Here is an 18,470-nt window from a genome sequence, read left to right as displayed (position 1 = left end):
ATGCATCTTTGGACGCTTCGCGTCCGCTCTTCAAACTTCGACGCAGAGCGTCGGGGGCTGCATTCCCACGCAGAGCGTGGGAACGATCATCACGCTTCGCGTCCGCTCTTCAAAGCGGAGCCATCTCGGCTTCGGCTTGCGTAGGCTTCACGGCCTTCAACTGCCGCATCTGCTCACACCCCCACAACACTCGCTCCGGCGTTGCCGGGGCGTCGATGTTCGGTTGGTGCTGGTAATCCCCCAGGCTCGCCACGGCGTCCTTGATGGCGCACCACGCGGCGATGCCGAGCATGAACGGCGGCTCGCCCACGGCCTTGGAGTGGAACACCGTGTCTTCGGGGTTCTTGCGGTTTTCCACCAGCTTGACCCGCAGGTCCAGCGGCATGTCGGCCACGGCGGGGATCTTGTAGCTGGCCGGGCCATTGGTCATCAGCTTGCCTTTGTCGTTCCACACCAGCTCTTCCATGGTCAGCCAGCCCATGCCTTGGATGAAGCCGCCCTCGACCTGGCCGATGTCGATGGCCGGGTTCAGCGAAGCGCCGACGTCGTGGAGGATGTCGGTGCGCAGCATCTTGTACTCGCCGGTGAGGGTGTCGACGATCACTTCGGCGCAGGCCGCGCCAAAGGCGTAGTAGTAGAAGGGGCGGCCACGGGCCTGGCTGCGGTCGTAGTAGATTTTCGGGGTCTTGTAGAAGCCGGTGCTCGACAGCGAGACCTGGGCGAAATACGCCTGCTGTACCAGCGCCTCGAAGGTCAGGATGTGGTCGCGCACCCGCACATGGCCGTTGTGGAATTCCACGTCTTCTTCGCTGACCTTGTACTGCCGTGCAGCGAATTCCACCAGGCGCTGCTTGATGGTCTCGGCCGCATTCTGCGCCGCCTTGCCGTTCAGGTCGGCGCCGCTGGAGGCCGCGGTGGGCGAGGTGTTCGGCACCTTGTCGGTGTTGGTCGCGGTGATCTGCACGCGGTCCATTTCCACCTGGAACACCTCGGCCACCACCTGGGCGACCTTGGTGTTCAGGCCCTGGCCCATTTCGGTGCCACCGTGGTTGAGGTGAATGCTGCCATCGGTGTAAACGTGGATCAGCGCGCCGGCCTGGTTGAGGAAACTGGCGGTGAACGAAATGCCGAATTTCACCGGGGTCAGCGCCAGGCCTTTTTTCAGGATGGGGCTATTGGCGTTGTAGCGACGGATCGCCTCGCGGCGTTCAGCGTACTGGCTGCTTTGCTCCAGTTCGGCGGTCATTTCCTCGAGCATGTTGTGCTCGACGGTCTGGTAGTAGTGGGTGACGTTGCGCTCGGTCTTGCCGTAATAGTTGGCCTTGCGCACCGCCAGCGGATCCAGGCCCAGGTGCCGGGCGATGGCATCCATGACCTCTTCGATGGCGACCATGCCTTGCGGCCCGCCGAAACCACGGTAGGCGGTGTTCGAAGCGGTGTTGGTCTTGCAGCGGTGGCCGTTGATGGTCGCATCGCCCAGGTAGTAGGCGTTGTCGGCATGGAACATCGCCCGGTCGACAATCGACGCCGACAGGTCTGGCGAGCAACCGCAGTTACCCGCCAGATCCAGGGCGATGCCGTGCAAGCGCCCGCGGCTGTCGAAGCCGACGTCGTATTCGATGTAGAAGGGATGGCGCTTGCCGGTCATCAGCATGTCTTCGACCCGGGGCAGGCGCATCTTGGTCGGCTGGCCAGTGAGGTGGGCGATGACGGCGCACAGGCACGCCGGGCTGGCGGCTTGGGTTTCCTTGCCGCCAAAGCCGCCGCCCATGCGGCGCATGTCCACCACGACCTTGTTCATCGACACGCCCAGCACTTCGGCCACCAGTTTCTGCACTTCGGTGGGGTTCTGGGTCGAGCAGTAGACGATCATGCCGCCGTCTTCGGTGGGCATTACCGAAGAAATCTGGGTCTCCAGGTAAAAGTGCTCCTGGCCGCCGATGTGCAGCGAACCCTGGATGCGATGCTCGGCGCTCGCCAGCGCCGTGGCCGAATCGCCACGTTGGTGGGTGTGGCTGTCGAGCACGAAATGCCGCTTGCGCAGGGCTTCGACCACGTCCAGCACCGGCTCCAGGTCTTCGTACTCGACGATGGCCGCCATCGCCGCTTTGCGCGCGGTGTCCAGGTCCTTGGCGGCGACGGCCAACACCGGTTGGCCGACGAACTGCACGTCATCGATGGCCAGCAGCGGGTCGCCGGGCAACAGTGGGCCGATGTCCTTCAGGCCGGGGATGTCTTGGTGGGTAATGGCGATGCGCACGCCTTCGAAGGCGTAGCAGGGCGCGGTGTCGATGCGGACGATCCGGGCATGGGCGCGGTCCGACAGTCGGGCATAGACGTGCAACTGGTTCGGGAATTCCAGGCGGTCATCGATGTACTGGGCCTCGCCGGACACATGCTTGGCGGCGCTGTCGTGCTTGACGCTGCGGCCCACGCCAGTGGTCAGGTCGCGGGCGAACAGCTCGGCGAGTTCGGCTTGGGTCTTTTCTACGGTGTGATGGTTAGACATAAGCGGTCACCCGAGTCTCGATGTGCGGTGTTTGCAGTTCGATGAAGTACTTGCGCAACAGGTTGCGGGCGCTGAGCAGGCGGTATTCCTTGCTGGCGCGGAAATCCGACAGCGGTGTGAAGTCCTCGGCCAGGGCGGCGCAGGCGCGTTCGACGGTGCTGTCGGTCCACGGCGCACCGATCAATACCGCTTCGCAATGGGTGGCGCGCTTGGGTGTGGCGGCCATCCCGCCGAAGGCAATGCGGGCGTCGCGGACCACGCCGTTGTCGATGCGCAGGTTGAACGCCGCGCACACCGCGGAAATATCATCGTCCAGGCGCTTGGACACCTTGTAGGCGCGGAACGCCTGCTCGGCACTGGCCCGGGGCACGATGATCTTCTCGATGAATTCGCTTTCCTGGCGCGCCGTGACGCGGTAGTCGATGAAATAGTCTTCCAGCGCCAGGGTCCGGCGGGTCTGGCCCTTGCACAGCACGATTTGCGCGCCGAGGGCGATCAGCAGCGGCGGCGAGTCGCCGATCGGCGAGGCGTTGCCGATGTTGCCGCCCAAGGTGCCTTGGTTGCGGATCTGCAGCGAGGCAAAGCGTTGCAGCAGTTCGCCGAAGTCCGGGTATTCGGCTTTCAGGGCTTCGTAGCAATCGGAGAGGGCGGTGGCGGCGCCGATCTCCAGGCGATCGTCGAAACGCTCGATGCGCTTGAGTTCGGCGACGTTGCCCACGTAGATCATCACCGGCAGGGTGCGGTGGAACTGAGTGACTTCCAGGGCCAGGTCCGTGCCGCCGGCCAGCAGGCGCGCCTGGGGATAAGCATCGTAGAGATCGGCCAGGTCGGCCACGGTCAGCGGCACCAGGCAGCGCTTGTCGCCGCTGTTGAGCTCGCCGGTCTCGGTCGGTGCGATGGCTTTGAGGCGGGCGATGGTCTCGGCCTCGCGGGCGTCGAACTGGTCCGGTTGCTTGCCGCAGCAGGCCTGCTCGGCGGCGGCCAGGATCGGCCGGTAGCCGGTGCAACGGCAGAGATTGCCGGCCAGGGCTTCGTGGGCTTTATGGGCGTCGGATTGTTCGCTGTTCTTTTGCAGGGCGAACAGCGACATGACGAAGCCTGGTGTGCAGAAGCCGCATTGCGAGCCGTGGCAATCGACCATCGTTTGTTGGACGCTGTGCAGCTGGCCCTGGTGCTTGAGGTCTTCGACGCTGATCAGTTGCTTGCCGTGCAGGGCCGAGACGAAAGTCAGGCACGAATTGAGGCTGCGGTAGCGCATGCGCTCACGGCCGGTTTCATCCATATGCAGTTCGCCCACCACCACGGTGCACGCGCCACAGTCGCCGCTGGCGCAGCCTTCTTTGGTACCGGACTTACCAACATGCTCGCGTAAATAGTTGAGCACGGTCAGGTTCGGGTCCAGGGCGTGCTCGCTACGGAGTTCCTGGTTGAGTAAAAACTGGATCACGGAAGGCCTCGCAGACTCATTATTGTTGTATCGACTTGGGCCGAATTTATCAGTTTTGACTTTTCGGTCAACGATTTTTTGACTTAAAGGTCAGGAAAATTCGTTTTGTCGATGAACAACGTGTAGGTTCAGTATTGACCCTTGGGTGGCGCCCTGCTTTTTTGCTTGAATCGTGCCAAAAACCCGCTGCAGGCCCTGCGCCATGACGTATCGAGTGCGCTACACTGCGTCGCTTGTGCAAATCGAAGAGTTTGAAGGACAACCATGACGTTCAAGGCCCCGGACAGCCTCGCCGAGCAAATCGCCCACCATCTCGCCGAACGCATCATTCGCGGCGAAATGAAGCCGGGAGAGCGCATCCAGGAGCAGAAAGTCACGCTGGCGCTCAACGTCAGCCGCGGTTCGGTCCGCGAGGCCTTGCTGATCCTGGAGCGACGCCACTTGATCGCGATCCTGCCGCGCCGCGGCGCCCACGTCACCGAACTCACCGAGCACAAGGTGCGCAGCCTCTGCACGTTGATGAGCGAGCTGTACATCCTGCTGGGTTACGCCGTGGCCCATGGCTGGAAAGAGCAGGCCGACATGGCGCCGTTCGTGGCGATCCAGCAGCGTCTCAACGACGCCTACGCGCGCCAGGACATCCGTACCTTCGTCGATGAAAGCTTCAGCGTGATGCGCGCCGCCTATCCCTTTGCCAACAACCCGTACTTGCAGGAAACCGTCGAGAACCTGCAACCGGCCATGAGCCGTGCCTATTTCCTGGCCCTGGACCAGCGCAAGGCGGAAATGAGCGAGTTCCTCGACCTGTTCCAGCGCCTGCTCGCCGCTGTGCTGGCCCGTGATCTGCCGCAGATTCGCCTCGTGCTGACGGCCTATGCCCAGCGCAGTTGCGATCTGGTGGTTTCTGCCCTGACGAAGGCCTGAACGTGCGGCTCAAGTGCATCAAACTGGCGGGGTTCAAATCCTTCGTCGACCCGACTACGGTGAACTTCCCCAGTAACATGGCGGCAGTGGTCGGGCCCAATGGTTGCGGCAAGTCGAACATCATCGATGCCGTGCGTTGGGTGATGGGCGAGAGCTCGGCCAAGAACCTGCGCGGCGAGTCGATGACCGACGTCATCTTCAACGGCTCCACCAGCCGAAAGCCGGTGAGCCAGGCCAGCATCGAGCTGGTGTTCGATAACTCCGACGGCACCCTGGTGGGTGAATACGCCGCGTATGCGGAAATCTCCATTCGTCGCAAAGTGACCCGCGACAGCCAGAACAGCTACTTCCTCAACGGCACCAAGTGCCGACGCCGCGACATCACCGATATTTTCCTCGGCACCGGCCTGGGCCCGCGCAGCTACTCGATCATCGAACAGGGCATGATCTCCAAGCTGATCGAGGCCAAGCCTGAAGATCTGCGCAACTTCATTGAAGAAGCCGCCGGTATTTCCAAATACAAGGAACGGCGGCGCGAAACCGAAAACCGCATTCGTCGCACCCACGAAAACCTCGCGCGCCTGACCGACCTGCGCGAAGAACTCGAGCGCCAGCTGGAACGTCTGCACCGTCAGGCCGAGGCCGCGAAGAAGTACCAGGAATACAAGGGCGAGGAGCGCCAGCTCAAGGCCCAACTTTCGGCCCTGCGCTGGCAGGCGTTGAACGAGCAGGTCGGTCAGCGTGAGGCGATCATCGGCAACCAGGAAGTCAGTTTCGAGGCCCTGGTGGCCGAGCAACGCAACGCCGACGCCGCCATCGAACGCCTGCGTGACGGTCACCACGACCTGTCGGAGCGCTTCAATCTGGTGCAGGGGCGCTTCTATTCCGTGGGGGGCGACATCGCCCGGGTCGAGCAGAGCATCCAGCACGGTCAGCAACGGCTGCGGCAGTTGCAGGATGACTTGAAGGAAGCCGAGCGGGCGCGCCTGGAAACCGAATCCCACCTGGGCCACGACCGCACGCTGCTATTGACCCTTGGCGAAGAGCTGGACCGGCTCACGCCAGAGCAGGAAATCACCAGCGCCGCCGCCGAAGAAGCCGCCGCAGCCCTGGAAGAAGCCGAGCTGACCATGCACGGCTGGCAAGAGCAGTGGGACAGCTTCAACCTGACCTCGGCCGAGCCACGGCGCCAGGCTGAAGTCCAGCAGTCGCGCATCCAGCAGTTGGAAACCAGCATGGAGCGCCTCGCCGAACGTCAGCGCCGCCTGGCCGAAGAGCGTGCCTTGCTCGCGGCAGACCCGGAAGACGCGGCGATTCTGGACCTGAGCGAGCAACTGGCGACCAGCGAAGCCACTCTCGAAGATTTGCAGGCCAGCGAAGACGCCCAGGTCGAACGGCTTGAGCAACTGCGCCAGGCCTTGCAACTGGCCTTGCAGAACCAGCAACAGGCCCAGGGCGAATTGCAGCGGCTCAATGGGCGTTTGGCTTCGCTGGAAGCCTTGCAGCAAGCCGCGCTGGACCCAGGCACCGGCACCGCCGAGTGGCTGCGCGACCAGCATCTGGCCGAGCGTCCGCGACTGGCCGAGGGCCTGAAGGTCGATGCCGGTTGGGAGCTGGCGGTGGAAACCGTGCTGGGTGCCGACCTGCAAGCGGTGCTGGTGGATGACTTCGACGGCTTCGACCTGTCGGGTTTCACCCAGGGCGATCTGCGCCTGCTCAGCCCGGCTGGCGACGGCGTACGAATCCCCGGCAGCTTGCTGGACAAGGTCGAGGCCCAGGTCGACCTGTCGCCCTGGCTGGGGCAGGTCAAACCGGTGGACAGCCTTGAACAGGCGTTGGCCCTGCGTGGGCAGTTGGCGGCCGGCGAAAGCCTGATCAGCCGGGACGGTTATTGGGTCGGCCGGCACTTCCTGCGGGTGCGCCGGGCCAGCGAAGCCGAAAGCGGCATGCTCGCCCGGGGTCAGGAAATCCAGCGCCTGGGCGCCGAGCGCGAAGAGCGCGAGGCCAGCGTCGAAGCCCTGGAAACCGAATTGCAAAACCTTCGGGCGCAACAGCGTCAGCAGGAGAACGGTCGCGAACACCTGCGGCGGCTGTTGCAGGATGAGGCGCGCCAGCAAGGCGAGCTCAAGGCGCAGTTGTCGGCCGGCAAGGCCAAGGTCGAACAGCTGGCGTTGCGCCGCACCCGCTTGGAAGAAGAAATCGCCGAACTGGGCGAGCAGCGGGCGCTGGAGCACGAACAGATCGGCGAGGCGCGCTTGCAACTGCAAGAAGCCCTCGACGCCATGGCACTGGACACCGAGCAGCGCGAACTGCTGCTGGCCCAGCGTGACAGTCTGCGCGAGCGCCTGGATCGGGTGCGCCAGGAAGCACGCCAGCACAAGGATCATGCTCATCAGTTGGCGGTGCGCCTGGGCTCGCTCAAGGCCCAGCACGATTCCACGCGCCAGGCCTTGGAACGGCTGGAAATGCAGTCCGAACGCCTGACCGAAAAACGCGAGCAGTTGAGCCTCAATCTGGAGGAGGGCGAAGCGCCGCTGGAAGAGCTGCGTCTCAAGCTCGAAGAGTTGCTCGACAAGCGCATGAGCGTCGACGAAGAACTCAAGACGGCGCAGATCGCCCTGGAGGACGCCGACCGTGAACTGCGCGACGCCGAAAAGCGTCGCAGCCAGGCCGAGCAGCAATCGCAACTGATCCGCGGCCAAATGGAACAGCAGCGCATGGAGTGGCAAGCCCTGACGGTGCGGCGCAAAGCCTTGCAGGACCAGTTGCTGGAAGACGGCTACGACCTCGATGGTGTGCTCGCCACCCTGGTGGCCGGGGCGAACGAGAAGGACGCCGAGGAGGAGTTGGAACGCATTGCCCAGCGCATCCAGCGCCTGGGGGCAATCAACCTGGCGGCCATCGACGAGTACCAGCAGCAGTCCGAGCGCAAGCGTTACCTGGACGCCCAGAACGACGATCTGGTGGAAGCGCTGGAGACCCTGGAAAACGTCATTCGCAAGATCGACAAGGAAACCCGCAACCGCTTCAAGGATACCTTTGATCAGATCAACGGTGGTTTGCAGGCCCTTTTCCCAAAAGTTTTCGGTGGCGGCAGCGCTTACTTGGAACTGACGGGCGAAGATTTACTCGATACAGGGGTGACAATCATGGCGCGTCCTCCTGGCAAGAAGAACAGCACCATCCATTTGCTCTCCGGTGGCGAAAAGGCGCTGACCGCGCTGGCCCTGGTTTTTGCCATCTTCAAATTGAACCCGGCGCCGTTCTGCATGCTCGACGAGGTCGACGCACCACTGGACGACGCCAACGTAGGCCGTTACGCACGGCTGGTGAAGGAGATGTCTGAAACGGTGCAGTTCATCTACATCACCCACAACAAAATCGCCATGGAAATGGCCGATCAGTTGATGGGCGTGACCATGCATGAGCCGGGCTGTTCGCGGCTGGTGGCGGTGGATGTGGAGGAGGCCATGGCCATGGTGGATGCCTGAACAACCGGTTGTAGGGCTTCTACTTGGAACGCTGTAGGTATTTTTTACCCTTGGGCCTGTTGTTCAAATCACAGATTGGGCACAAGCCTGTGCGACAGACGGTGTAAAGTTATCTTTGGTCGTGCTAGTTTAATGTCAATTTTTCGTATGCGTGGGCAAAAGGCCATTCAGAACATAGAGTTGGCGCCACGTTTTAAAGCGGTTTGCAAATAGCTAAGCCCCTTATTTTTCAGCATTTTTATAGAGGCACGGGATTACATGGAAATCGGTCTGCGCGAGTGGCTGATCGTCATCGGCATCATTGTCATTGCCGGTATTCTTTTCGACGGCTGGCGTCGCATGCGCGGCGGCAAGGGGAAGCTGAAGTTTCGCCTGGACCGCAGCTTGTCGAACCTGCCGGATGAGGATGACAACGCCGAGCTGCTGGGCCCGCCCCGGGTGCTGGACACCCACAAGGAGCCGCAGCTGGACGAACACGACTTGCCGTCGATGAGCGCGCCTGCCCGTGAGCCACGGGAATCGGGCTCCAAGCGCGGCAAGCGCAACAGCGAGCCATCCCAGGGTGATTTGAACCTGAACCTCGACCTGGATGGTGGTCCGAGCTTCAGCAGTCGCGACAGCGACTTCCCGGACGAGAACAAAACCTCGAGCGCCGACAAGGACCAGGCCCAGGCTGAAGAAGTGTTGGTGATCAGCGTGATCTGCCGCGATCCGGCCGGTTTCAAGGGCCCGGCGTTGCTGCAGAACATTCTGGAAAGCGGCCTGCGTTTCGGCGAGATGGACATTTTCCACCGTCACGAGAGCATGGCCGGCAACGGCGAGGTGCTGTTCTCCATGGCCAACGCCGTCAAGCCCGGGGTGTTCGACCTGGACGACATCGATCATTTCAGCACGCCAGCGGTGAGTTTCTTCCTCGGCCTGCCGGGCCCACGTCATCCCAAGCAAGCCTTCGACGTGATGGTGGCTGCGGCGCGCAAGCTGTCCCAGGAGCTCAATGGCGAACTCAAGGATGACCAGCGCAGCGTGCTGACCGCCCAGACCATCGAGCACTACCGCCAGCGCATCGTCGAATTCGAGCGTCGTGCGTTGACCCAGAAACGCTAAGCGATGAACGGCTCTCAAACCCAGAGAGCTTTATGTGGCGAGGGAGCTTGCTCCCGCTGGGGTGCGAAGCACCCCCCATATGTATCAAGAAAATCGAGCAGCCTAGGCTGCTCTTTTGCTTTATGAGAGAACACCCATGAACGCCGTCGAAACCCGCATCCAACAGCTGCGTACCGAGTTGGATCAGCACAACTATCGTTACCATGTCCTCGACGAGCCGAGCATCCCCGATGCCGAATACGACCGTCTGTTTCACGAACTCAAGGCCCTGGAAGAGCAGCACCCGGAGCTGGTGACCAGCGATTCCCCGACCCAGCGCGTCGGCAGCATGGCGCTGTCGGCGTTCAGCCAGGTGCGTCACGAGATCCCGATGCTCAGCCTGGGCAACGCCTTCGACGAAACCACCATGCGCGAGTTCGACCGGCGGGTGACTGAAGGCCTCGACCTGCCCATGGGCGATTTGCTGGGCGGTGGCGCGGCGGTTGAATACAGCTGCGAGCCGAAGCTCGATGGCTTGGCGGTCAGCCTGTTGTATCAGGACGGCCTGCTGGTGCGCGGAGCCACGCGCGGTGATGGCACCACGGGCGAGGACATCAGCGTCAATGTGCGTACCGTGCGCAACATCCCCCTTAAGTTGCAGGGCAGTGGCTGGCCGCCACTGCTGGAAGTGCGCGGCGAGGTGTACATGTCCAAGGCCGGTTTCGAGCGCCTCAACGCTACGCAACTGGAAGCGGGTGGCAAGACCTTCGCCAACCCGCGCAACGCGGCGGCGGGGAGCCTGCGCCAGTTGGATTCCAAGATCACCGCCAACCGCCCGCTGGAATTCTGCTGCTACGGTATCGGCCAGGTGACCACGGACATTGCCGATACCCACATCGGCAATCTCAAGCAACTCAAGGCCTGGGGCCTGCCCATCAGCCGTGAATTGAAGCTGGCCCATGGTATTGACGAATGCCTGGATTACTACCGCGACATCGGCGAGCGACGCAACGCGTTGCCTTATGAGATCGACGGGGTGGTGTTCAAGGTCAACAGTATCGCCTCCCAACGCGAACTGGGTTTCCGCGCCCGGGAACCACGCTGGGCCATCGCTCATAAATTCCCGGCCTCTGAAGAGCTCACCGAGTTGCTGGACGTTGAGTTTCAGGTCGGTCGCACTGGCGCCGTGACGCCCGTGGCGCGCCTCAAGCCGGTCAAGGTCGCTGGCGTGACCGTGGCCAACGCCACGTTGCACAACATGGACGAAGTGGCGCGTCTGGGCCTGATGATCGGCGACACGGTGATCATCCGCCGCGCCGGGGATGTGATTCCGCAAGTGGTGCAGGTGATCACCGAACGTCGGCCGGAGCATGCTCGTCCGGTCGCGATCCCACAGCAGTGCCCGGTGTGCGGCTCCCATGTCGAGCGCACGCAACTGATCAAGCGCAGCAAGGGCCGTGAAACTATCAGCGAAGGCGCGGTGTATCGCTGCGTCGGTCGCCTGGCCTGTGGCGCGCAGCTCAAGCAGGCGATCATTCACTTCGTCTCGCGCCGGGCCATGGACATCGAAGGTCTGGGCGAGAAGAGTGTCGAGCAACTGGTGGACGAGGGCCTGGTGGGTTCGCCCGCCGACCTGTATGCCCTGACCTTCGAGCAGGTGGTCGACCTGGAGGGTTTCGCCGAACTGTCGAGCAAGAACCTGCTGGCGGCCATTGTCGACAGCAAAAAACCGAGCCTGGCGCGTTTTATCTACGCCCTCGGCATCCCGGACGTGGGCGAGGAAACCGCCAAGGTCCTGGCTCGCTCTCTTGGTTCGCTGGAGCGCGTACAAGCGGCTTTGCCCCAGGTGCTCACCTACTTGCCCGACGTCGGCCTGGAAGTGGCCCACGAGATCCACAGCTTCTTCGAAGACCCACACAACCGCCAGGTGATCAAGGACCTGCTGCGCCACGGTCTCGAGATCCAGGACCAAGGCGAGTTGGGCGCCGAGTTCTCCGCCAGCACAACCCTGGGCGGCTTTCTCGACAAACTGGACATCCCCTCGGTTGGGCCGGGCGGGGCGCAGAAACTGGCAGACAAGTTCGGTTCACTCGAAGCGGTGATGAATGCCGACTGGCTTGACATGCGCCAGGCGTTGCCGGAAAAGCAGGCCAACGCCGTGCGCGAGTTCTTCGCCAATGCCAGCAACCGTCAGCAGGCCGAGGCAGCGGAACGACAGTTGCGCGACTTCGGTATGCACTGGCAGAGCGAGAAGAAGGTCGTCGAAGGCTTGCCCGAGGCGGGGCATACCTGGGTGCTGACCGGTTCGCTGGAGTTGATGAGTCGCGACGTCGCCAAGGACAAGCTGGAGAGCCTGGGGGCGAAGGTCGCCGGTTCGGTGTCGGCGAAAACCCACTGCGTGGTGGCGGGGCCGGGCGCCGGGTCGAAATTGACCAAGGCCAATGAGCTGGGGCTCAAGGTGCTGGATGAAGAGGCGTTCGTGGCTTTCTTGAGCAAGCATGGCATCACGGTTTAATCGTGAGGGCGCCGCTGTGGCGAGGCAGCTTGCTCCCGCTCGGCGGCGCAGCCGTCGTAAAACCTCCTGACGCGGTCCGTCTGGGAAGGTTGCGTCGTTCCGATTGGGGCGGCTGCGCCACCCAGCGGGAGCATGCTCCCTCGCCACGGTTTATCGGGCACTATGACGCAACGCGTGGGAACGATCATGGATACAGGGTGATCTAGTCTTGCAGGCCCCAGGGAGAGATCGCCATGCACCGCTTCTTCGAACAACTGAGCTCACGCATCGCCGCGCCGTTCCTGGGCGATCGGTCACGTAACAGCAAGGTCTGGCCGTGCCGCTGTGGCCAGTCGTTGTTTTTTCGCAATAGCCAATGCCTGGCCTGCCTGGCGGCGCTGGGTTATCAACCTGAGCAGAGTCGCCTGACGTCCTTGCAACCTGGCGAGCAAGCCGGGACCTGGACGCTGGACGTTGATCCCCAAGCCGGGCTGTTTCGCCGTTGCGCCAACCTCGACACTGCGGCGGCCTGTAATTGGCTGCTGCCGGACAATGGGCACGACACCCTGTGCGTCGCCTGTAGCCTGAACCGCACCATTCCCGACCTGTCGATCCCGGAAAACCCAGAACGCTGGCGCAAGGTCGAGACCGCCAAGCGTCGACTGGTCGCGCAACTGATTACTCTCGGCTTGCCGGTCATCCCGAAAACCGTCGACGAAAACATCGGCTTGGCGTTTGATTTCATCGGTGTCGACCCCGACGGCACGCCACCCACCACCGGTCACGCCAGCGGGCTGATCACCCTCGACATCAAGGAAGCTGACGATGCCCATCGCGAATACGTGCGCCAGCAGATGCGCGAGCCGTATCGCACCTTGCTCGGGCATTTCCGGCATGAGGTGGGGCACTACTACTGGGACCGACTGGTCGCCAACAGCCACTGGCTCGGGGCTTTTCGCGAGCTGTTCGGCGATGAGCGCGCCAGCTACGCCGACGCCCTGGAGCAGCACTACCAGCAAGGCGCGCCGCTGGACTGGCAAACCCGCTACGTCAGCGCCTATGCCACCATGCACCCGTGGGAGGACTGGGCGGAAACCTGGGCCCATTACCTGCACATGATGGACGCGGTGGACACCGCCCTGGGGTTCGGTATGAGCGCCCGGGAAATGGATTTCGACTACCAGCCGTTCCCGCCCGAAACCCTATACGATTCCGGGCACGCTGGCGGTGCGGCCTTCCTCTCGTTCGTCAACGCCTGGATCGAACTGGCCGGCATGCTCAACGAACTGTCCCGCAGCATGGGCCAGCCGGATTTCTACCCATTCGTCGTACCGGCCGCGGTGATTACCAAGCTGCACTTCATCCATCTGGTGATCCAGGAGGAGGGTGGTAGGGCGGATGGGGTGCTGTTGTAGTTTGCTCACGCAGGAAGTTTTGCTCGCCAGATACAGAGTTGACTCTCGATAAGAGGCTGGGCGAAGTTAAAGTGATGCCATTTGTTTTGACAGTGGTTTTATATCCTAGCTTTCCTTTACCCTAAGGCCGCCATGGATGATGGCTATATTTATTATGGAAAATTTTATGAAACACGATCAGATGGATAAGGCGACGACCATTCCCAATGCGCCCCGGAGGCTATCCCAGGCCGGACAAAGCACTTACACCATTATATTGGCCTGGCAAATCTCGGATAACGTCTGCCCCGACCAGATTGCCGCTCATACGTTCAGAGTGACTGCCGTGTCTACTGGGCAGGGGCAGTTTGTCCCCGCCACCACTGTCCGGCCGGACCATCGTGGTTGGTACCGCCATGAAATAGGCGTCAGTGGTGGCTCCAGGCCGGTGTACTTCAATGTTCAAGTTCGGGCCCAGGCGCTTAATGGTGAATATGGACCGTTCTGCCCGGCGGTGGTTTGTAATACCTCGTCATGATTAGAGGGTGGCCAAGTAATAACGTCCGCTATTTTTAGTGGCTGTCATGGCCTTTGTCAGAATATTAAATCTGTCAGCGAAAGAAGAATGACCAATAGTCTTTGGGTCTAGCTGTTGCTGAGGTTTAGCATCGATAATCATTTGGGAATGTTAGTTCAAGCACTCATATTGAATGTGCCGACGCCTTCGCGAGCAAGCCCGCACACACGGGCCCTCGGGTGTTCACCGTTTCGGTGTCCCCACCGATTCCCTGTGGGGGCGGGCTCGCTCGTAAAAGCGGTAGGTCAGCTTGTATCCATGTCGAATGTGCCGAGGCCTTCGCGGGTAAGCTTTGCGCCTACAGCAAGTGCTTGAACATCTTCAGTTTTTTAATCCGGCACGAACGGTTGTAACTTCTTGCCAGATAGGTACAATGGCGCGGCTCGCCGTCAGGCGGGCGTCGTTATGGTGACCCCATCGGTCCCCCCGCAACGATTACCCGTGAACCTGGTCAGATCCGGAAGGAAGCAGCCACAGCGGGAACATTGTGTGCCGGGGTGTGGCTGGTGGGGTTGCCTCCATAACGCCCAAGCCTTCGTTCGCAAGGTTTGCCAAATTCCAACCATTAGTTTTATTTTGCTGATCGATATCGATCGTTGCGTCCTGCTTTCCGGATTTTGCTGCGGCCAGGGCAAACGAGTGCTGAAGGAGAGGTCTGGTCCGGACTGCTCGACGGACCGAGCTCCTATCGCAGGCCGATTGGATCAGTATTGAGCTTTAACATATTCAGCAATCGGCTCATGTAGCAAATCCTGTGGATGGTCCCCGCCAAAGGTCGCCCATTTGCTTTTGCCGGACAGGACCGCAGACCCCAGTGGCTGCTCTCCTGTCGGACCATAAATGGCGAGTTTTACTGCAATCTTGTCGGGGAGCCCCGACCATTCTGTGGCGCGTTCTTCCCAGTGCAGGATTTCTGGGATGACGTAGTAACCCGAAGGGCTGCTCTGTCTCAGGCAGCTCAATTCACGGCACGCGGCTATTACCGTCACACGGTTGGTGTAATAAGAGAAAGCTGTTTTAACGGCGGCAGCTGTCATATCGCCGGATGCAGGGTAGGGCGTTGTTTCGTAGCTGCCGTCGACCGGTGTGGCGACGGTGACGGGCATTTGCCTATCAAGTTTTGCCTGGTTGGAGAATACGTCTTGCTGAGCGTATTTGGCGGTGCAACCGGTGGCGAGTATCGAGACAAGAATGACCGAAAATTTATGCACTGTGTCCCCTTGGATTTATTGTGTCGACGAGTCATGGGCGTCATAGGGACGCGGAATCAGCGCGTTGATAGTCGAGGTTCGTGGCGAAAGATGTCAATGTGACATTCTGTCTTGCGTCACCCTCGGAATTGGAAGGGCAGGGCAAACAAACGCCAAAGGGAACCCCGGTCTGTCTCCCATCGACAGCCCCGGCTTCTATCTCATCTGCGCATCAAGGCTTGGACAAGGCCTGGTCAACCGCAGCGATCAGTTTTCCCAGATCCTTCGGCGTGGCTCTGTGTATGACACCGAACAGATAGGCCCGCTGTTCGTCCTCATCGCCCATGTCGGCAAAAAAGGCTTTCAGTTGTACATCCAGCACATTGGCAAGCAGGAACAAGGCTTCGACGCTGGGGGTGTAGGTGCCGGTTTCGAAGCGGCTGATGGTTTTGGGGTCAAAACCGGTTTTTTCGCCAAGTTCAGCCTGAGTAAGCCCCGCTACTTTGCGGTAGCGTCTGATGGCTGGACCCAAACTTGAAATTTGCATCGCTTAATTCCCATTTAGAATCAAGAACTTAACGATAGATTTTCGCATTAGACAACCGCGTGATCCATCACCTTGCTTTGCAAAGTGTGATGTGTTTCGTAGAATCGGCCTTTGGCACGGGTATTTGGCGACCTGCTTCAGAAGCCGGGGGCGTGTGCAGAGACCGGGCCTTGCGTTTCTTGCCGCGATACTCGGCAAGGGCTGAAGCGCTCCCTTAGTACCGCCAGGGCCCGCGCTCCAGCTTCTCTCAAAGTGTTTGAGCCTAGTTGATTTTCGCCTGTCTTGAAGGCGGTGCAACCGCGCGCGACAAATGAGCCTGACTCATGGATGACTGCTTCGATGGATAAGAAGTACCGCAGAGCCGTTGACGCCGCCGCGATTTTTTCCGAAACCGATCTGAGCGGGCGCATCACCTACGTCAACGATCAATTTTGCAGCCTTTTTGGTTACCGGCGCGATGAGTTGCTGGGTGTGAACCATCGCCTGCTCAATTCCGGCCAGCACCCTGACGAATTCTTCGGCGCCATGTGGCGCACCATTGCCCTGGGCCAGGTCTGGAAAGGGGAAATCTGTAACCGGGCCAAGGACGGAACGTTGCACTGGGTCGACACCACCCTGGTGCCAGTGATCGATGACGATACAGGACAAGTCGAACGCTACCTGGCGATTCGCTTCGATGTCAGCGAAAAGCGTCGCCTGCTGCATTCCCTGCAATGGCGGGTTGGTCACGATGTGCTGACCGGGTTGCCCAATCGCACTTATCTGTCCGATCTGCTGGACCAGGCCCTGGAGTTTTCTCGTGCGGAAAACTTGCCCCTGGCGGTGTGCATGCTCGACCTCGATGGCTTCAAGGCGGTCAATGACGGCTACGGCCACGCCAGTGGCGATCGGCTGCTGGTGGAGGTCGCCAGGCGCCTGCGCAGTATCGTGCGGGGCGAGGATGTGGTGGCGCGGCTGGGTGGGGACGAGTTCGTGCTGGTGCTGCGCCATGTGCGTGGGATGGATGAGTTGCACGCCGCGTTGAGCCGGGTGTTGATCGCTGTTTCCATGCCGTATGGCATTGACGGGAAGGGCATCAAGGTCTTCGCCAGCATTGGCGTCACATTGTTTCCTTGGGATAACGAAGACGCCGAGACCTTGTTGCGTCATGCCGACCAGGCGATGTACGTGGCCAAGCAAAGCGGTCGCAATCGTTTCCATTTGTTCGATGTGTCCCGGGACAAGGAAGTGCGAGCCACTTACCAGACCGTCGAGCGGGTCCGCCAGGCGCTGGCCGGCAATGAGTTGCGGCTGCATTTCCAGCCCAAGGTCAACATGCGCCACGGCACCGTGGTCGGCCTGGAGGCGCTGCTGCGCTGGAAGCATCCGCAACGTGGCCTGGTGCCGCCTCGGGAGTTCCTGCCGCTGGTGGAAGAGACCGACCTGATCGTCGAGATCGGCGAGTGGGTCATGGAGCAGGTATTGACCCAGTTGCAGCAATGGCTGCAAGCGGGGCAGGGCTGGCCGGTGAGCATCAATATCTCGGCGCGGCATTTCCAGCGAGCGGATTTTGTCGAGCGGCTGCGACAGGTGTTGGAGCGGCATCCGGCGGTACCGCCATGCCTGTTGGATCTGCAGATTGTCGAATCGGTCGCGGTGGAGAACCTTGCCCACGTCAGCGCTTGCCTCCAGGCCTGCCATGCCTTGGGCGTGGGGTTTTCGCTGGGTGGGTTCGGCACGGGCTACTGCTCGCTCAATGATCTCAAGCACCTGCGCACGCAAGCCATCAAGATCGACAAGACCTTTGTCCGCGACATCCTCCATGACCGCGACGACCTGGCACTGACCAAAGCGGTGATCGGCCTGGCTCGGGCGTTTGGCCGTGAGGTGGTCGCCGAAGGGCTGGACAGCCTTGAGCACGGCCAACTGCTGTTGAGCCTGGGCTGTGAGGTGGCACAAGGTTATTTCATCGCACGGCCCATGCCGCCCGAACGGATACCCGGCTGGGTGCAGGGCTTCATCCCGCCGTCGCAATGGCAGCAGCGGCCAGGCGATCAGGGGGAGGGTGCCTCTCTCCTGGCCTGCGATGCATCACTGCGGCCAGTGTAAAGCTGGATGATCGCGTCGATTTCCCCGGACGTCTTCATGTTCAGCAAGGTTCTCAGGATGCGTTGCGCTGGAATGTCCGGATCGTTGCGCACGTAACAGCTCAACTGCTGTTCCTGAAGCACAGCCACGGCACGGAGTTGTCGATCCGCCGGATGGCGTTGATTGAACCAGTCCAGTGCCCATTGGTTGCTGACCGCATAGCTATAGCGGCCTGCCAGCAGTTTCGCCAGCACTTGCTCCTGGCTGCGAGCATCGTCTCGGCGCAGTTGGCCGCTGTTGAACAAGGGTTGCAAGGTCGGGTAGGTATAGCTGAGCACCGTGCCTATGGCCTGGTGCGCCAGCGTTGCCGGTGTTACTGCCGCAGGTGCGTTTGCCGTGGCAACGAGCAGGTCGCGTTGGAAAAACAATGGGATGCTCCACAGATAATCGCCGCCATCACTCACCCATTCAGGGCTGACATAGCAACGTACGTCGATCTCGCCGTGTTTCATGGCGCTGTCCAGCCGGGCGCGGGACAGGACGTGGAATTGCGCTGGCAGTCCCATCTGGGTCGCCAGGCTGGTCATTACATCGGGAAGGATGCCCTGGGTCGGGCGACCCCGTTCGATCTGCACCATGGGCATCGCCCAGCCGTCGGTAACGGCAAAACGCAAAGGTACTTCATCAGCAAGACAACCTGTCCCCAACAACAGCAAAGCCCCCATGGCTGAGCGCATAAACTCTCCT

The 18,470-nt window shown here is 61.2% G+C and carries 12 protein-coding genes and 1 other RNA gene; 8 read left to right on the top strand and 5 right to left on the bottom strand.

Annotation, left to right across the window (positions count from 1 at the left end; genetic code table 11):
- Positions 1-109 precede the first annotated feature (109 nt).
- Both xdhB and xdhA read right to left on the bottom strand, forming a co-directional pair.
- Positions 110-2,509: a xanthine dehydrogenase molybdopterin binding subunit gene (gene xdhB, locus BLT00_RS27760; RefSeq protein WP_092148466.1), complete on the bottom strand. Its 2,400-nt coding sequence runs from the start codon at positions 2,507-2,509 to the stop codon at positions 110-112.
- Positions 2,502-3,956: a xanthine dehydrogenase small subunit gene (xdhA, locus tag BLT00_RS27755; protein WP_092148463.1), complete on the bottom strand. Its 1,455-nt coding sequence runs from the start codon at positions 3,954-3,956 to the stop codon at positions 2,502-2,504. Before xdhA ends, xdhB begins: the two co-directional genes overlap by 8 nt.
- A 264-nt stretch (positions 3,957-4,220) precedes the next feature.
- Between xdhA and BLT00_RS27750 the strand changes: the two genes are divergently transcribed.
- The 7 genes from BLT00_RS27750 to ffs all read left to right on the top strand — a co-directional run bounded on the left by BLT00_RS27750 (position 4,221) and on the right by ffs (position 14,431).
- Complete coding sequence (locus BLT00_RS27750; RefSeq protein WP_063322225.1) at positions 4,221-4,880, top strand: GntR family transcriptional regulator; 660 nt, start codon at positions 4,221-4,223, stop codon at positions 4,878-4,880.
- A 2-nt stretch (positions 4,881-4,882) separates the two neighbouring features.
- Positions 4,883-8,371, top strand: coding sequence for a chromosome segregation protein SMC (gene smc, locus BLT00_RS27745; protein WP_092148460.1), 3,489 nt, complete (start codon positions 4,883-4,885; stop codon positions 8,369-8,371).
- 258 nt (positions 8,372-8,629) lie between these two features.
- Positions 8,630-9,475: a cell division protein ZipA gene (zipA, locus tag BLT00_RS27740; RefSeq protein ID WP_063322223.1), complete on the top strand. Its 846-nt coding sequence runs from the start codon at positions 8,630-8,632 to the stop codon at positions 9,473-9,475.
- Between the two features lie 136 nt (positions 9,476-9,611).
- Positions 9,612-11,969: an NAD-dependent DNA ligase LigA gene (gene ligA, locus BLT00_RS27735; RefSeq protein ID WP_092148457.1), complete on the top strand. Its 2,358-nt coding sequence runs from the start codon at positions 9,612-9,614 to the stop codon at positions 11,967-11,969.
- Positions 11,970-12,202: 233 nt separating this feature from the next.
- Complete coding sequence (locus BLT00_RS27730; protein WP_092148454.1) at positions 12,203-13,363, top strand: zinc-binding metallopeptidase family protein; 1,161 nt, start codon at positions 12,203-12,205, stop codon at positions 13,361-13,363.
- A gap of 166 nt (positions 13,364-13,529) precedes the next feature.
- Positions 13,530-13,880 (top strand): hypothetical protein, encoded by a 351-nt coding sequence (locus tag BLT00_RS27725; RefSeq protein ID WP_139199631.1) that lies wholly within the window; start codon positions 13,530-13,532, stop codon positions 13,878-13,880.
- 454 nt (positions 13,881-14,334) lie between these two features.
- An RNA gene (ffs, locus tag BLT00_RS27720) (signal recognition particle sRNA small type) lies at positions 14,335-14,431 on the top strand.
- Between the two features lie 192 nt (positions 14,432-14,623).
- On the opposite strand, the gene BLT00_RS27715 is transcribed toward ffs, so the two are convergent.
- Together BLT00_RS27715 and BLT00_RS27710 are read right to left on the bottom strand one after the other, a co-directional pair.
- Entirely contained in the window at positions 14,624-15,130 is a 507-nt protein-coding gene (locus tag BLT00_RS27715) for a DUF4823 domain-containing protein (RefSeq protein ID WP_092148451.1), read from the bottom strand.
- A 211-nt stretch (positions 15,131-15,341) separates the two neighbouring features.
- Positions 15,342-15,656 (bottom strand): helix-turn-helix domain-containing protein, encoded by a 315-nt coding sequence (locus BLT00_RS27710; RefSeq protein ID WP_063322219.1) that lies wholly within the window; start codon positions 15,654-15,656, stop codon positions 15,342-15,344.
- A 339-nt stretch (positions 15,657-15,995) separates the two neighbouring features.
- On the opposite strand from BLT00_RS27710, the gene BLT00_RS27705 reads away from it, so the two are divergent.
- A complete protein-coding gene (locus BLT00_RS27705; RefSeq protein ID WP_092148448.1) occupies positions 15,996-17,744 on the top strand; it encodes a putative bifunctional diguanylate cyclase/phosphodiesterase in 1,749 nt (582 codons plus the stop codon).
- On the opposite strand, the gene BLT00_RS27700 is transcribed toward BLT00_RS27705, so the two are convergent.
- Positions 17,690-18,460, bottom strand: coding sequence for a substrate-binding periplasmic protein (locus BLT00_RS27700; protein WP_092148445.1), 771 nt, complete (start codon positions 18,458-18,460; stop codon positions 17,690-17,692). The two genes, BLT00_RS27705 and BLT00_RS27700, sit on opposite strands and share 55 nt — an antisense overlap.
- Positions 18,461-18,470: the final 10 nt, after the last annotated feature.

Source organism: Pseudomonas sp. NFACC51 (assembly GCF_900103575.1).
Classification (GTDB): Bacteria; Pseudomonadota; Gammaproteobacteria; order Pseudomonadales; family Pseudomonadaceae; genus Aquipseudomonas; species Aquipseudomonas fluorescens_Q.
The sequence above is the reverse complement of the archived record's forward strand: the minus strand, read 5'-3'. Positions and strand labels throughout refer to the sequence as shown.

Bases quoted from the DNA above. Each gene is read 5' to 3' on its own strand.
- BLT00_RS27705 (WP_092148448.1), top strand. From the start codon at position 15,996: ATGGATAAGAAGTACCGCAGAGCCGTTGACGCCGCCGCGATTTTTTCC.
- zipA (WP_063322223.1), top strand. From the start codon at position 8,630: ATGGAAATCGGTCTGCGCGAGTGGCTGATCGTCATCGGCATCATTGTC.
- BLT00_RS27725 (WP_139199631.1), top strand. From the start codon at position 13,530: ATGAAACACGATCAGATGGATAAGGCGACGACCATTCCCAATGCGCCC.
- BLT00_RS27730 (WP_092148454.1), top strand. From the start codon at position 12,203: ATGCACCGCTTCTTCGAACAACTGAGCTCACGCATCGCCGCGCCGTTC.
- xdhB (WP_092148466.1), bottom strand. From the start codon at position 2,509: ATGTCTAACCATCACACCGTAGAAAAGACCCAAGCCGAACTCGCCGAG.
- BLT00_RS27750 (WP_063322225.1), top strand. From the start codon at position 4,221: ATGACGTTCAAGGCCCCGGACAGCCTCGCCGAGCAAATCGCCCACCAT.
- ligA (WP_092148457.1), top strand. From the start codon at position 9,612: ATGAACGCCGTCGAAACCCGCATCCAACAGCTGCGTACCGAGTTGGAT.
- BLT00_RS27700 (WP_092148445.1), bottom strand. From the start codon at position 18,460: ATGCGCTCAGCCATGGGGGCTTTGCTGTTGTTGGGGACAGGTTGTCTT.
- BLT00_RS27710 (WP_063322219.1), bottom strand. From the start codon at position 15,656: ATGCAAATTTCAAGTTTGGGTCCAGCCATCAGACGCTACCGCAAAGTA.